Raw genomic sequence first — 15107 nt, 5'->3', positions numbered from 1 at the left:
TTGTATATATTGTAGCAAGCAAAAAACAAGTGCCTTTTGATTGTTTCTGCAATTTTCATTTCCAAAATGGGGCTTAACTATACAAGATCCCTTACAACGAGTAAACTCCAAGATTATTTTTCTCTATCTATATTAATTAAATAAACAATTTTTCATAGTTCACTTGATATTTCCATTCCATTCAATTGTAGGGTGTTGAATCAAATAGGATGCATAATTCCCACAAAACCCAAAGTTATTGACAAGCACGCTAGATATGTTCGCAAATGCCTTTTCTTTCATAATATTTGCGGTAATTTTCGGATCAAGCTGATCTAAACCTGTTGTCGGCGGAATACATTGCAGCTTCAAGGCCAATAAAGCAGCTGCTGTTCCCAAAAAACCTGAACAACGCAACAAATGCCCACATGCTCCTTTATGAGAACTCACCGGTATACTGCTTCCATCTTCAATGGTTTCCACCAATGCTTCTGATTCGATCACATCTCCTTGCGGCGTTCCAGTTGCATGAGCATGTATATAATCTGGCTTATTGACCCCTGCCAGTTGGAGCGCTGTTTGAATAGATTTGACTACCTTTCCCTTATCTAGCTCAATCATATTTTGCTTTTCTCCACCTAATACACAACTGGCACCGTCAAGCCATGCCAACGGCTTATGTTTACGTTCTTTCAAACTATCCGCCGACTCTAATATAATGACTCCTGCCCCCTCACCGATCGTAATGCCATTTCTCTTGAGATCAAAGGGCTTTGCTTCAGTTTTTGTTATGGCTCTGACAATATCAAGCGAAGCAAAGTCATACTTATTAAATACTTCTGCACGTGCGATAAAGACCCTATCCAACTGGCCATGTCGAATCATGCTGTAGCCAATTGAAAGTGCTGTACCAATTGACGCACAAGCAGACGTCGGTCTAATGATGTTTCTTGTCTGAAATAAAGAAGTTGGAAGATGATGTTCAGGATCCATGATCCATTCATTAGCTTCATTTTCCATTGTGTCATTGTCCGGCCCTGTTACAACCGGAAGAATCAATCCCGTCCTGTGATGTTCTATCTTTTCTTCACTTAAACCAGCGATTTCTACAGCCTCTTTCATGGCAAATGATAAAAATTGTTTAGCGATACTTTCCTTAGAATGAAGAACATTCCCCTTTACCTGGCCAGCTATTTGACTCCTAAAACCACTTGCATCAAAACGGATAATAGGCGACATAGCACATTCCCCTGAATATAACCCTTCTTCAAATGAATTCATTCCAAGCCCAAATGGAGAAACAAGCCCCATTCCACTAATACCAATCCTATTCATATTTACAGCTCCTTCCACTGCCTTTATGTTAAACGACTTACACCTTGTCCTTTATTACTCTCGACGCAATGGTGAATCCATTCACTAAAACTTAAGTGTTCATCATGTTCGTTTTCCCATTCCCAGTTCCGTATTTCAAACAGAGGTTGGTAGTTTTGAAGACGGCATGCATTTGTTAAAGCGGCAATTGTAATCCGACCGGTGAAATTTTCATAGTCAGTTTCAGGTGCTCGATAAATTTCTGCCACTAACATTAGACCGGCCAGTCGGTCTACTAAAGCGTTATGTGCTAATCCAATTCCATACATTTTGCCACAGTAATCTGCAAACGTTGTAGAGGGTCCATTGAGACCAAGTTGTATGGCTGCTTGAGCAGTTGGAAGACTATTTTCAAAAGATATCGTCATGTGAGGCCTAACAGCCTTTTTTCCTTTTTCCAAAGCTTTTACGTATCGTTCAATATCAGGCCAAATCGCATTTGAAACATTGACAAACAGGCCAATATCATCATTAGAATGGACAAATCCTTGATGTGATAATTCAGTAATAATTTTATACAGTCCTTCACATAACGGTTCTACAGTCTCATCGTTAAATTTACTTTTTTGATATTGAAAGGGTTCTCTTTCAATTGGTATCTCATTTTTTGTGATCCATTGATAGCTCGGAACCCCGTTTATAACGTCGACTTCAATGCCAATAAGAACAACTGAAGGTTCATTCTTCACTCAATCACACCCTTTGCTTGTTTTGTAAAACACATTTCCCTTAAAGCATTCCGGTCAATTTTTCCATTTGCCAGCATCGGAAATTCATCCAGTTGTTTGTAATAAAAAGGAACTTGTTCTTTTTCTAAATGCTTTTGTGCATAGCATTTTACATTTTTTGAGTTGATTTCACTTTTGTTTTTGCTAATGTATATGGCAGCGAGACGCACACCGTTGTTTTCATTATGAACACCAATAACGACAACGTCTTGAATTTCTTGAAAGTGGCGCAGCTTATTCTCGATATATTCAGGACTAATATTTTTTTCTTTAATCACAATAATATTTTTCGTCCGGCCTATAATTTTTACATAACCTTCCTCATTGATCTCTGCTAAATCTCCAGTATTAAGCCATCCTTCAGAATCGAGTGGATTTTCCTGTGAATTTGGACCAAAATAGCCCATCATATTGCTAGGGCTCCTAACAAGTAGCTCTCCCTTTTCGTTCAGTTTTAATTCCGTCCCTTCCAGTGGCCTTCCCACCGTTCCTATACAAAAATCATTCCATGCATTCAACGCCACATTGGGTCCAGCTTCTGAAAGCCCATATCCGTCGAGAATAGGACATTTTATTAGTTCAAACCATTTTTCTGCGACAGTTTCAGGTAAGATTTCTCCTCCACATCCCCAGCTCCGCATGTTGGAAACTGCCTTTCGTTCATCCATGTCCTTACTGAAATGCTCAAGCATGATTTTGTAGAATGAAGGTGTTCCCTCAAACAAAGTAGCACCACTTTCTTTCATTAATTGCAAAACATACCGAGGCCGCAAATGTTCTGGAATAACCAGGTTCATTTTGCATGTTTCAATGATATTAATCAGAGTCAAGCCATAAGCTCCCCACAAAGGAACAGCCGCAAACATAATATCTCTTTCGGTAAAGCCCATTCTTGTGATTGTTTGTTCACTTTGATATTTGATTCCCTTTTTAGACCAGATGACAAATTTAGGCATACCAGTAACCGATCCTGTCGTTCTGATAATAGCCCCGATTCCTTCTGGAAGAAGCGCCTTTTCAATGCCATCATAACGTTCAACACAAAAACCATGATCCGCCTCATAGCAGAAAAGCGGCACTTGAATCCGTGCAAGCTCTTTTTGAGGATTTTTCATCGCACCTGTCACGACTGGAATAATTCCCAGTTCACTACACCCTTTATAGGCTGCGTAAAATAGCAGCGGATCTCTTATTGAAAGAGCGACAGCCTCTTTCGACTCTATATGGTTAGCCTTCATTAAGAGGATGAATTTATTTGTTAAATATTGAATTTTATCTGTTTGATCTTGATGGCCGACACTCACTTTGTTTTTTAATCCTATCATGCCCTACACCCCATACTCCTGTTGTACTGTATATGGAATATCCGTTTTCCAGTCTATGCATATTTCAATTAAGGACAGTTTCCCCTGTTTACATTGCTCTTTAGCTTCACAAATAGCATTTTTGAATTCTTCTTCATTAGTTGGAGAGTAAAAAGCTCCTTGAAGAGATTGAATCGCATGAGCCCATTGATGCTCTCTAAAATCACATCCAATAGAAACATTCATTTTTTGTTGATTAAATCGCGGCCACGAATAGCCTCCATTATTAATAACGATATAAATCATACCCAAACCCAGCTCGTATGCTGCATCTAATGCCCCTTTTCCCATTTCAAATGAGCCATCTCCAATAAACGTAATAATGGTGGATTCAGGCTGAGCTAATTTAGCTCCGATGCTTGCCCCCATTGGCACACCAAGGGCAGTTTGTTCGCCAGGTACAAGAGTTCTTCCCAATTGATTAATAAAAATAGGATAGGAATAGCCCCATATATCATGAAGTCCGTTATCCTGAACCAAAATGTTATTTCCTTCCATGTTCTGTGACAATATATGATAAGCAGCTCTGACAGGGTGCTTTGAAAAATCAGATTTAGTCCATTCGCTAGTGAGCTGATATTTGACCCGCCTCTGTCTCTCTAGCCATGGATGTCGCTTCGATCCTTCATTCTCCTCATGTTCCAGCAGCTGCTGCACAGTTAAGGAAACGTCACCTAAGATGCTCACATCTTCATCAACGGACTTTCTCAAACTTTGGTAATCACAATCGATATGTATAAACAAATTTTCATCTGCAATATCTTTCCAACCCATTAAAGCTGTTTCTTCAAGTTGCGTGCCAAAAGCCAGAAAGACATCCCCTTCCCTCAATAATTCCTTTGCTTCTGGCAAAGCATAAAGACCTATATTGCCAAATACATGTGGATGCTGCTCATTCACAATCCCCCTACCAGAAGCAGTGGTAAACACGGCGGCCTGAAATTTTTCAGCCAAGGTCAAAAGAGATTGACCTAACAAAGAATTATTTTGACAACCTCCTCCTGCGATAAACACCGGTCGTTTTGATCTCGTTAAGATCTCTGCAGTCAAGCTTATCTGTTGTGGATGTGGGCACATGACAATCGGCTCTTTTTGAATCAATGAAGAGGGCTGCTCATACCGCTGTTGCTCCAGATCATTTGGTATTTCTAAATAAACCGGTCCAGGCTTTCCATTTATAGCCATATGTACCGCTCTTTTTAGCGCCCACTCTGCTTGATCTTCGTGTTCAACCCTATACTGCCATTTTGTGATAGCTTTCATCAATTCGATACTGTTGAGTTCTTGAAAAGCTCCTGTTCCAATGGATGTTCTCGATGTCCCTGCAGAAATGATAATCAGAGGAACACACGCAGAAAAAGACTCCAACACTGCCGTTAATCCATTCACAAGTCCTGGACCGGGGCTTGTCGCATAAACGACCGGTTTACCTGAGGCTTGAGAATACCCCATAGCCATACTTGCTGCAATTCTTTGGTCTTTCGATGTATACACATCCATATTGGCTAAGTGTGCAGATTCTAGAAGACCTTCGCCTTCTCCCACCATAGCAAAGACCTTTTTAATGTTTGAATTTTTTAATAAATATGCATAAAAATCCCATATAGAAGTGAACAAAAACAACTCCCCCTAATTTTTAATTAACCTGCATTATATATTGATTAAATACTCGGTTGACTTCTTTAGAAATTAAAATTGGCCTGCTTTCCATGCAGTCGTTGTATTTCACATAACTTGCCTTTGGACCATAACCACCAAAAGGCTGATGGCCACATTCCATATCAAAAAGTGTTTTGTTAAGGGCAACTGTATAATGTTTTTTTAATGGCCCGATTAAATCTGTATTCCCAAAAACAGATACACCAAATGACGATTCCAAGCGTTTTGCATCCATAAGCCAATTGAGTACCTCAGACGCATCATGATAGGAAACAACATTAAAAATCGGGGTAAAGTGCTCCTCATATCGCGGCATATCATCCATATCGGAAACCAAAACAGTAGGTTCAATCCAACTCTTATCTATATCCACTTGGCCTCCATATACAATTTTTTCTTGATAATCAGTAAGAAATATCTCAGCCTGCAGCACTAGCTCTTTATAATTACTGTTTTTGACCTTGTCACTCATTCGTCCAGACATTTTCATCTCATTTAACTGCTGCAACAAGCATTTGACGAACCTTTTTTTTTGACTTCTGTGGATAAAAAATAAATCCGGACACATGCAATCCTGACCAGAATTGAACACTCGAGCCTCTACAGCTTTTCCAGCAGCATATTCGATATCAGCTTCAGCGCCTATGAAAAAAGGATTTAAGCCGGAACCAAAAAATAGAAAGAGCGCGCCAGGATAGTCCTTTTGAACAGATAGGCTATTATGATAATTACCTGTAAATACCACCACTTCTGCATCAGATGTTTTCTTTTTAAATTCTGCATATCCAATAGGTTCAATTTTTACATTCAAATTAGAATATTTATTAAAAAAATTATGAATTTTTAACGTAGTAGAATGAGATAATGTGGACGGTCTTAAGAAAATATTTTTACAGTAATAGCTTGGAATAATTGCATATAAAATATAAGAATATAGAATAGAGTTAGTTGGATAGAAGATTGCTACTTTTTCAACTATATCTCTTTTCATATATTTCAGTTCCTTTGTTGCTTGCTCCAGAACATTAATGCTAGAACTAATTTCATACTCAGCACTTTCAATCGTGCTGACTTCCATAAGGATTGATCTTAATTCATCTTTATACTTTTTCATGTTACATATAATAAAGCTCAGCTCTTCAAAAAACACATGATCCATAAGTATTTATACCTGCCCTTCGTTAAATTTTATAAGAATATACAGACATTAAATAGTAATAAATTCATGCTTTTAGGCTTGATACTAGACTAAAAGGCAGCCCTATATTGTTTTACTAAAAAATATAACAATAATGTGGTGTTTATATGGAAAAAGCAAATGGAAAATGTCATAATGCAACATAAAAAAGAAACAGTAAAGTATATTCTAGAGAACAATAAACCCGTGGCACAATTAATTCGAGAAACTGGATTAATTGTGAATCCTTATATAGTTGAATTAAAAAGAATAGCGAACAACTTGAAGTAAATTTCTACCTCAGGTACTGAACTAAGAGCATTACAAAAGTAATTAAATAATCTCGAAGAGGAAAATAGAATTCTAAAAAAGGCGATGCACTAATTCTGACATAGTACTCGATTAATTTAGAATTTATTCACCATCATCGCTCCCAATATTGAGTGAAGAAGATCTGCAAAGTCTGAGAATTTCTAAATGTAGTTATTCCAAATGGCTATACCGACCAAAAACTTATGCGCAAAACATTTCAAGCCCCCAAGAATTCAACCAAATATATAGAAATATCAAAATTGAAAAAGAACAAGTGAGTATAGTATTCAGTATGCTTCCAGTGATTATCAAAACTATTAAAACAATATAAATTGATAGGCAACTTGAACCGCAAAAGAAACTATTACAATTAATGCTTGTATCACATACCTTCACCGCATTCTTAATCAAGAACTTGTTTATCAAACGAAGTATAAAACAATGAGTAAAGTAAAAAATCACTTTTTGAGTATATTGTATTCTTCTATAATTCAAAGAGAATCAACTCAGTATTTGGCAATCACACACCAATTGAATATGCAAAATGTATAGTCAGTTTTTCGTGATATAGAATTCCCTTCATAAAAAAGTTTAAAAATGGCATTTCTTTAAACTTTTTTATAAATGCCGTTAAGCGAAACAACGGTAGAATATCTGTGTTATCTCATTTTTATTATAACTAACTATAGAACCACCTTCCTCTACTTCAATAGAGTCTCCTTTTTGAAAACCAACGTACATACTAACGTTTAATAATTCAATTTCTACAGTTTGCTCTATCTATTTTCTACTTTTGTAATTTTTGATACTAATTCTTTTTGCTTTGAGAAACTATTAAATTATAGATTTTCATTTTAAGAATTAAGATTTTGAATTTCATCAATTCTGATAATTCATCTTTCAATAGTAGAAAATCCTACTCAGAATTTATACCTTGACTCAATACATTTTTATACGGGGTATTATTCAATGTATCGTTTGATTATACAGATACACCATTCATGACACCAACGATAGTTTCTAACATAGTTCCCAAATAATTTACTTCATTTTTCAATTCAGAGTTACTACATCACTATTTTTCCATATTATTACTTCAGCTCCATTAAATTAGCATATGTAGGTAATTTTGTAAACGAATTAATTGGAAATGAAGATTGAGAAACTTTTTCTAAACATCACATTTGTTTATATACATAATGACTTTATTTCAAAGCTAGATTTATGACACTATACAACTTTTTTATGATGTAATTTAAATAATGTTAGCAATCTTGTATCCCATTTATAATAGAAAACTACAAGACTATTAAATTATTTAACACTTATTATGAAATCTTTCGCAATATACTCTAAAATACCGGATGTATAAGTAATTCTGCCACTGTCACTTCTGTACAATGCTGTACGTTAAACCAACTTATAATTTTATCTTTAACCGTAGCTGCCCTTTTTCGATTAGCTAGAATGCCCCGCTGTAGATATTTATTTAATAATGCTAGATTAAATCGTGTATTTTCCTTAATAAGATGCTGCTTTGTAATTTCTTAATAACATGATTTATCTATTTCTTTCATGATACATAGCACAAGTAAACGTAATATTTTCAAGTAAACCTTCACTTGTTAATAACCTAAAAGAATTAGACATCTAACAAATTAAACATAAAAAAATCATTATAATTCCTTCATCGCGATCTCCTTTAATTTTTCAACAATACGCTCTAATTCATCTACATCTTTTGATGTAAGTTTGCTGTAAATTTTATCTGAGACTTGCTGTTTTACATAATCTTGCTTTGAAAAATACTCCACTCCTTTTTCATCTAACGTTATAAATATTTCACGTCGATTTTGTAGATTAATTTCTCGTTTGATATATTGATTCTTTTCTAATTTTGCAATCAGTTGGCTAACTGCACTAGAGCTTATATTCATTTCCATCGCAATTTCGCCGACCGTACTGCGCTTAGCCACGTACACAATATCTAATACAACCGCCTGTTGTGTTGTAATACCGATATTTAAATATTGTTTATAATGTTTAAATATCAGACGGTCTATTGTATATGTAGCTTCATTAATACGCTTAACTTGTTCATATAAAGACAAAAAATCACCCGCTAATACGTTAGATAACTAATATATTAAGCAACTAATATGTTAGGTAACTAATATGTTAGCAGGTGACTTATAAACCGTCAATCTTTATTATTTCCCTTAAAAGAGTTTTATCATTTTTGTACCATATTTACTTATAATAATGGATTTTGGTGCAAATACATGAAAAAGATTACAAATGCTAGTAGATTCCTAATGGTATCGAAACCTATACTGTAAGTTCAAACTTTTAATGAATGAACACCTCCCACTTTTGGATAGACTAATCCTGCAAATCCATCTGTTCTTTTTTGATCATATGGATAACTTTGAAAATTATGTTGAAAAGTTGTCTAACTGAGGCAACACTCTAGAAAAAGGCAAAAGGAGAATTATACATGTGATATTTTACTTATTCCCCGAAAGAACTCTCCTTCCTCAAGCGTGTGAAGGGCGTAACCCAACGATAGATGGGAGCTGAATTTCGTTTTGGCAAAGCCAAAAACTTTTGATAAACAAGCTATATGAAGTTCTTTAATAACTTGATATAAGAGGTTATAGGAAGAAAATAGAGTGCTAAAACTAAGCCATGTGGTTCCTTTGTAAAATATCAACCTTACCACAAGAGCGTCCATGCATTGGAAATCTAGGTGTAATACCCCGAAGTATCGCTCAGGGAATCGAAAGGTTAATTTCTTTGTGGAACTGAGAAGCTCCCACTTCAAGCTTTGCTAAGTGGCGAGTAGTTCACAACAGAACCTTCCTGACCATATCAATTAACTTTTTGATATGGTATTTCAATACCTTCATCGATAAATAAATGCTTCGCATCATCTACATAACTCATCGTATTACGTATCCAATAATATGACTCATCTATTTTAAAAAGTGGGACAGACAACTGATGTTCAAATGAAATCATAAATTGTACATCCTTTTTAATTGTAAATCTTGTGCCAAGTCCATCTGCTAATTCATAGCAACCCGTAATATCATCTTTAATAGTGAGCGGTAAAGTCATCACATATTTTGGTGCTTCTACAGCATATTGTATTCCCATTAAGTAATTCATAATTTCTTGTTCATATTGAGGAAACACTTCTTGATTCGTCGCTAACACAATTACTTCCCCTGTAGATATATTTATAAAAGCTTGTGCTGAGCAACCAAGCCATCCACCTGTATGACCAACCCACTCATTTTGAATGATAAAGCCATAACTATAATTATTAGTGACTTCTGTCGGTGTTAACATAAATTGAACAATCTCTTTGCTAATGTACTGCCCTTGCCAAAATGCTTTTAAAAACTTCGCTACCTCTGCGACTGTTGCATAAATACCACCGTCACCATATTGATCATTATATTTTTCGATTTCGTGTAAATATGGGTCATCAAGCACATTTTTATATTGTTGCTTCTCATAATTAAACGTTTGACCTTGCGCTACAGATTGCTTTATAGGTTGCGTGGTCATATGAGTAAGATTTAATGGCTCTGCAATATATTGTTGCAAATACGTTTCATACGATAAACCACTCACTTTTTCAATTATTTTGGCAAGTAAAACATAATTTGTATTACTATAAGACCAATGCTCATTTGATGTATTTTGTGGTAGCACTCCTTCGATAAATGTTTCAACACTTATTGTTAAATCGTCTGTGATATACTCTGGAATACCAGATGTGTGTGTAAGTAATTCTGCAACTGTTACTTCTGTAAAATATGGTACGTTAAACCAACATGTAATTTTATCTTCTAACTGTAGCTGTCCTTTTTCGATTAGCTGAAACGTCATTACCGCTGTAAACATTTTACTTAATGATGCTAGATTAAATTGTGTATTTTTGTTAATAAGGTGCTTCTTTTCGAGTTCTTGATAACCATGAAAATACTGCTTGATTTGACCGTTTTTTTCATAATAAACTGCACCGTTAAAAGCGATAGTTTCAAGTAAACCCCTCATACTTTAGCCCCCTAAACAAATTAGATATCTAACATATTAGGCATGAAGGGATTTTTATAATTCCTTCATCACAATCCCCCTTAATTTATCAACAATTCTTTCAAATTCGTCTAGCTCTTTTGATGAAAGTTTGCTGTAAATTTTATCTGCAATTTGCTGTTCTACATAATCTTGTTTCGAAAAATACTCTAATCCTTTTTCATCTAACGTTATATATATTTCACGTCGATTTTGAAGATTAATTTCCCTTTTAATATATTGATTCTTTTCCAATTTCGCTATTAATTGGCTAACTGCGCTGGAGCTTATATTCATTTCAATCGCAATTTCACCGACCGTAATACGTTTCGCTAAATATACAATATCTAACACAACTGCTTGTTGTGTTGTAATGCCAATATTTAAATATTGCTTGTAATGTTTATATATCAAACGGTTTATTGTATATTCAGCTTCATTAATGCGTTTAACTTGTTCATATAAAGACAAAAAATCACCCACTAACATGTTAGATACCTAATATATTATCAAGTGATTTGTTAAACGTCAATCATATGTCAACCTTTTTGCGTTTCTTTGCATGCGTGAGCCTATAGGGATAGGAAATGATTGAATACAAAGCGAAAACAACCGATCGTTTTATTGATTAGAATAGCTTGTGCTTAATTTGGATAGATACGAAACTTATAGGCTTTATTAATCATCAGTTAATTCACATCCATTTCGGTGTATGACTATTATGCACCAAACACACACTCGATAGATAGTGAAGTTACACTTTCTGTATGTCCAACAATTAAGATGGCTTCCTGCCATCCCTTGTTCGAAGCCAATAAGATTAACAAAGATGAAATTAGTTTAGAAAAAGATGGGAAAGATCCAATTGTATTTGGAGTAAATAAAGATGGTGATGAATATAAATTTAAGGCAACGACTTCAGCTATTAAAAAGAAATTTGGAGATTTGACTTTATCACCAAGTAAATAGCAAATGAAAAGTCGACAAAAAACTCTGTAATAATTTTAAAGAGTTTTTTGTTTGGAATTTATTTAAGTAATTTTTACGCTGATACATATTAGTAATATTGTTGGTTTGAAATAAATTTTCAAAACGATTAAACTTTATTTCAAATCCACACCTCTTTCGTCTTTTACCTCATTACTTGTAACAAAATTATTACCCTATAAGAATATTGTAATTAAAAATAAGCATAAAAAAGATTCCTTTTATACAAAGGAATCTAGTGCTTCAGCTTTTTTTTATAAACAGTTCGACTTTATTTCAAATTTATTTCTGTTTCTCTACTTCTAATTTGTTACCTTTACTATCTACCATTCTTAAAGAACCTGCTCTCAAGAACTCAACAGTATAATCTACTACCGCATTCATTTGTCTAGCATCTATCTTCTTACCGTCCTTAACAAACTCAGTAGGAATCAAAGTTACTTTATTACTGTCTTTATTGTATAACCATGTTCCTGTCATATGATTGTCTTCATAAGAAGAGTTACCAGTGTCATCATAAGCCGTGAATGACTTATCTTGTCTAAAGTCTAAACCCTTACGAAACTCAGAACCTTTGTAACTCCCCCAAGAACCGATTAACTCGTTACCGTCTGCGGATATTTGTACGTTACCATTATCAGAAGTAGTTGACGACTTAGAGTTGGTCTTCGTATCTACATCGAAACCTAAGGCTTTTGCTTCCTTCTCATTATGGGATTCAATAGGGTCGAACCCTTTATGCCAGTACTTGTTACCCTCATTAATCAAGTCCATTGACTTTTTAGACTTTTCTCTATCTTCGTCTGTTACTTTTCCTTTCCCCTTCAAAATTTCTACTTGAAGTGCATAGGCTTCACTATAACAGTCTACTGCTTTTAAAATCTCTTTATGAGCGTCTTCAAACTCTTTTGGTGGGTCTATCTTCTTAAACTTAGCGATAATCTTTTGCAACTCAGACTCTTCCTTTAGAATTTCTTTCTTTAAGTCTGTTTCCTTTTTAGTTTTATCCATAGCTATCTCAGTTATTACTGTAATTTTCTGCACTAACTCAGAAGATAAACCAGTCATTCGAGTTGGATACTTCTCTTTTGACAGCTTTTCTTTCGTTTCTGATTTAGATTCTACTTTTTCTTTTGGCTTTGCGTCTGTTTTATCGGTACCACAACCTGCCAATAGCATAAATGGTATCGCTAACGTTACTAGTTTTTTTGCTTTCACTATGCCCCATCCCCTTAGAAAAAATTGTATTTAATTAACATATTGTACCATAACATAATTTGTATAAATAAGATATAAAGTTATCTCATCATTAATTAAAATGTAGACTCTACATAAAAAAGCACTTAAACATTAAATAGCTGTTCGAGTGCCTTATTTCTTCCCTATTTTTCATGTAATTTTAAAAAGAGTCTCCAATTAAAGCGAATGCTGCCCCTGCTGCTACATGAGTCGGTCCTCTCAAATATATCCTCCTTTCTATTATTCAAGCTTTATCTCAACAGTTGGCGAAAATATAATATCCTTTCACCCAGCGCTCTTTTAACCATCTCAGTTTATATTCCATGCTTGGTTTATAAGTTGCTGCAGAATTCATTAAGTTATATCTATCTAAAATCTCCAAACATCTAATAGGGTTTGTTAAAGTATTTAGAAATTCCAAGTCCTCGCTTTCGAGAGACTTCCATACAATTCCTTTAAAATTAATTGGCAGCAGTTCTAATATCATATCTCTATCCAAACCTGATGTTTCTAAGAAATTTTGAAGATGCGAGAGAGATAAATAACTCCAGTTTGTACTTTGGTATTCTTCCCCTAAAAATGTATATCGATCTAAGTCATTACAATTTAATTCATAACTCTTTATTGCTTCTATTCCCCATTTCATCTTTTTCCCCCACAATCATTATTTCCGTACTCAACCGATAGTTATGTTCACGAATCCCTATTATTAAAAAAGATCCAAGCATCAGTAATACGCTCAGATCTCTGTTTAATAATTAGATTAAATAAAACTTTATTAGCCTCTTTTTAGAAAATTAAATATGTTCCCCATGATCCATAAATACTTCAATTGATTCTTGTTGTGGTACGTCTTTTACATTAGTAAGACCAAAAGTAAAAACGGTGGACAACATCATCATTAATAAGATAGCTTTTTTCATTTTAGCGTCCTTCTTTCTTTGCTTATTTTGTCTGCGTCTAAAGCAATGTGTAAATATTTGCTTGCCTTTTCATGATTTTTTGAATTGTAGAATTGGTCACCTAAAAGAGAAGCATACTCTTTTACCCACTCATATAATTCTTCTGCTTCAAAATACGAAATACCTTCTATAACTAATTTCTCAAATTCTTCGAGTGGTGCTTTATTATGTAATGCCCTTAAGATTTCGAAATGATGACGATAACCTACATCACTAAGCTTATAACCTTGTTCAATATATTCATTAGCAATAGTATGCTTTCCTAGCTTGAAATGTTCTCTCGCTAAAAGAAACATAGTTTTAAAGTTATTCTCTAATGAACTCTCTAAATGTTTAACTGCTAACTCTGGCATGTTTTGACTTGCATATAAAAGTCCTAAATTATGCTTAACGCGTTTAATTAGAATTTCATCACCTGATTTTTTGAAAGTGTCTAATGCTGAAAGTAAATATTCTTCTGCACTTTCAAATTCATTTAGTCGTATGTTTGCCATTCCTAAAGTATTTAAACATGCAGCTATTTTCAATTCATATCCTGCATTATTTATAAATATTTCATTTGCCTTCATAGCATATTGAATTGCTTGAATTGGTTTCATTATATGGTAGTAGTAAACAGCAACCCAATAATTAAATTCTGCTTTTTCAATTTCATCATGCATGTAATTTAGAAGCTTTTCAGCTTCTTCAAAATGAACCCTTGCTTCACTATTGTTGGCCGTATTAATGGCGTAAATCGCTTTAAATAAATGATAATAGTACTCTAAAAATGTTTCATTTTCATCTGGTAAAGGTTCAACTTTGTCTAAAATATCTTTTGAACCCTTCGTATCACGAATTAGAAGGCTGTACCGCGCATTTAGTAAAGCGTAATACATTAATATTGTTTGATCTTCCTTGATATAATTAATTTTACTTTCAATATCTTCCTTTATCTTTTCAGACTGTAATACACGTTGTGCAATCATAGCTTGATACCAGTCATTTAATAATTTGGTGATTTTTTCATTAGATATGAGGTTAACACTCATCTGCTCCTACCCCCTTTTATCAAATATTATCACGGTATACTTGCATTTATAAATATATTCACAATATTTTAACTTGAGAAACTTATTTTTGAATATTCACAGAAGAAAATGAAGAAAGTAATTCAAGTTTTAGGTATCACTCTAGGATTAGTAGCCGTTTTTGGTTTTACTTCAAACAACACAATACAAAATGCTGAACACGGAGAAAC

General features: G+C 34.3%; 13 protein-coding genes and 2 pseudogenes. 2 read left to right on the top strand and 13 right to left on the bottom strand.

What is annotated here, in order from left to right:
* Window positions 1-159: 159 nt before the first annotated feature.
* Genes ACTFRU_RS21355 through ACTFRU_RS21335 form a run of 5 tightly spaced genes read right to left on the bottom strand, consistent with a single transcriptional unit; the run spans window position 160 to window position 6263 of the window.
* Window positions 160-1314 (bottom strand): beta-ketoacyl synthase N-terminal-like domain-containing protein, encoded by a 1155-nt coding sequence (locus ACTFRU_RS21355; protein ID WP_440037839.1) that lies wholly within the window; start codon window positions 1312-1314, stop codon window positions 160-162.
* Between the two features lie 23 nt (window positions 1315-1337).
* Window positions 1338-2042 (bottom strand): hypothetical protein, encoded by a 705-nt coding sequence (locus tag ACTFRU_RS21350; protein ID WP_000787316.1) that lies wholly within the window; start codon window positions 2040-2042, stop codon window positions 1338-1340.
* Window positions 2039-3406: a class I adenylate-forming enzyme family protein gene (locus tag ACTFRU_RS21345; RefSeq protein ID WP_440037838.1), complete on the bottom strand. Its 1368-nt coding sequence runs from the start codon at window positions 3404-3406 to the stop codon at window positions 2039-2041. Before ACTFRU_RS21345 ends, ACTFRU_RS21350 begins: the two co-directional genes overlap by 4 nt.
* Before the next feature lie 3 nt (window positions 3407-3409).
* Entirely contained in the window at window positions 3410-5062 is a 1653-nt protein-coding gene (locus tag ACTFRU_RS21340; RefSeq protein ID WP_000495214.1) for a thiamine pyrophosphate-binding protein, read from the bottom strand.
* Window positions 5063-5081: 19 nt separating this feature from the next.
* The gene (locus tag ACTFRU_RS21335; protein ID WP_000350127.1) at window positions 5082-6263 is read right to left on the bottom strand and encodes an aldehyde dehydrogenase family protein; all 1182 of its coding nucleotides are present in this window, start codon (window positions 6261-6263) and stop codon (window positions 5082-5084) included.
* Window positions 6264-7057: 794 nt separating this feature from the next.
* Here ACTFRU_RS21335 and ACTFRU_RS21330 point away from each other — a divergent pair.
* Window positions 7058-7159 (top strand): annotated as a pseudogene (locus tag ACTFRU_RS21330) (IS3 family transposase); the annotation flags it as partial.
* 1110 nt (window positions 7160-8269) lie between these two features.
* Here the strand turns inward: ACTFRU_RS21330 and ACTFRU_RS21325 are convergent.
* The 4 genes and pseudogenes from ACTFRU_RS21325 to ACTFRU_RS21310 form a co-directional block, all read right to left on the bottom strand.
* The gene (locus ACTFRU_RS21325; protein ID WP_000061084.1) at window positions 8270-8704 is read right to left on the bottom strand and encodes a MarR family winged helix-turn-helix transcriptional regulator; all 435 of its coding nucleotides are present in this window, start codon (window positions 8702-8704) and stop codon (window positions 8270-8272) included.
* Between the two features lie 760 nt (window positions 8705-9464).
* The gene (locus ACTFRU_RS21320) at window positions 9465-10661 is read right to left on the bottom strand and encodes a serine hydrolase domain-containing protein (protein WP_001214685.1); all 1197 of its coding nucleotides are present in this window, start codon (window positions 10659-10661) and stop codon (window positions 9465-9467) included.
* Between the two features lie 54 nt (window positions 10662-10715).
* A complete protein-coding gene (locus ACTFRU_RS21315; protein ID WP_000061082.1) occupies window positions 10716-11150 on the bottom strand; it encodes a MarR family winged helix-turn-helix transcriptional regulator in 435 nt (144 codons plus the stop codon).
* A 104-nt stretch (window positions 11151-11254) separates the two neighbouring features.
* Window positions 11255-11365, bottom strand: a pseudogene (locus ACTFRU_RS21310) (helix-turn-helix domain-containing protein); the annotation flags it as partial.
* Window positions 11366-11480: 115 nt separating this feature from the next.
* Here ACTFRU_RS21310 and ACTFRU_RS21305 point away from each other — a divergent pair.
* Window positions 11481-11648 carry a hypothetical protein gene (locus tag ACTFRU_RS21305; protein WP_000460998.1) on the top strand — a complete coding sequence of 56 codons (168 nt, stop codon included), beginning with the start codon at window positions 11481-11483 and terminating at the stop codon, window positions 11646-11648.
* Window positions 11649-11948: 300 nt separating this feature from the next.
* On the opposite strand, the gene ACTFRU_RS21300 is transcribed toward ACTFRU_RS21305, so the two are convergent.
* The 4 genes from ACTFRU_RS21300 to ACTFRU_RS21285 all read right to left on the bottom strand — a co-directional run bounded on the left by ACTFRU_RS21300 (window position 11949) and on the right by ACTFRU_RS21285 (window position 14898).
* Entirely contained in the window at window positions 11949-12884 is a 936-nt protein-coding gene (locus ACTFRU_RS21300; RefSeq protein WP_078385707.1) for a DUF7018 domain-containing (lipo)protein, read from the bottom strand.
* A gap of 277 nt (window positions 12885-13161) precedes the next feature.
* Complete coding sequence (locus ACTFRU_RS21295) at window positions 13162-13551, bottom strand: hypothetical protein (protein ID WP_078385706.1); 390 nt, start codon at window positions 13549-13551, stop codon at window positions 13162-13164.
* Between the two features lie 151 nt (window positions 13552-13702).
* Window positions 13703-13828, bottom strand: a complete 126-nt coding sequence (locus tag ACTFRU_RS21290; protein ID WP_017658030.1) for a hypothetical protein — start codon at window positions 13826-13828, stop codon at window positions 13703-13705.
* On the bottom strand, window positions 13825-14898 hold the full coding sequence (locus ACTFRU_RS21285) for a hypothetical protein (protein WP_440037837.1): 1074 nt from the start codon (window positions 14896-14898) through the stop codon (window positions 13825-13827). The genes ACTFRU_RS21290 and ACTFRU_RS21285 overlap by 4 nt, the downstream gene beginning before the upstream one ends.
* Between the last annotated feature and the right edge of the window lie 209 nt (window positions 14899-15107).

The organism is Bacillus cereus group sp. MYBK220-1, from assembly GCF_051916445.1.
GTDB classification, from domain to species: Bacteria; Bacillota; Bacilli; order Bacillales; family Bacillaceae_G; genus Bacillus_A; species Bacillus_A cereus.
This window is presented reverse-complemented; position numbering and strand designations above follow the sequence as displayed.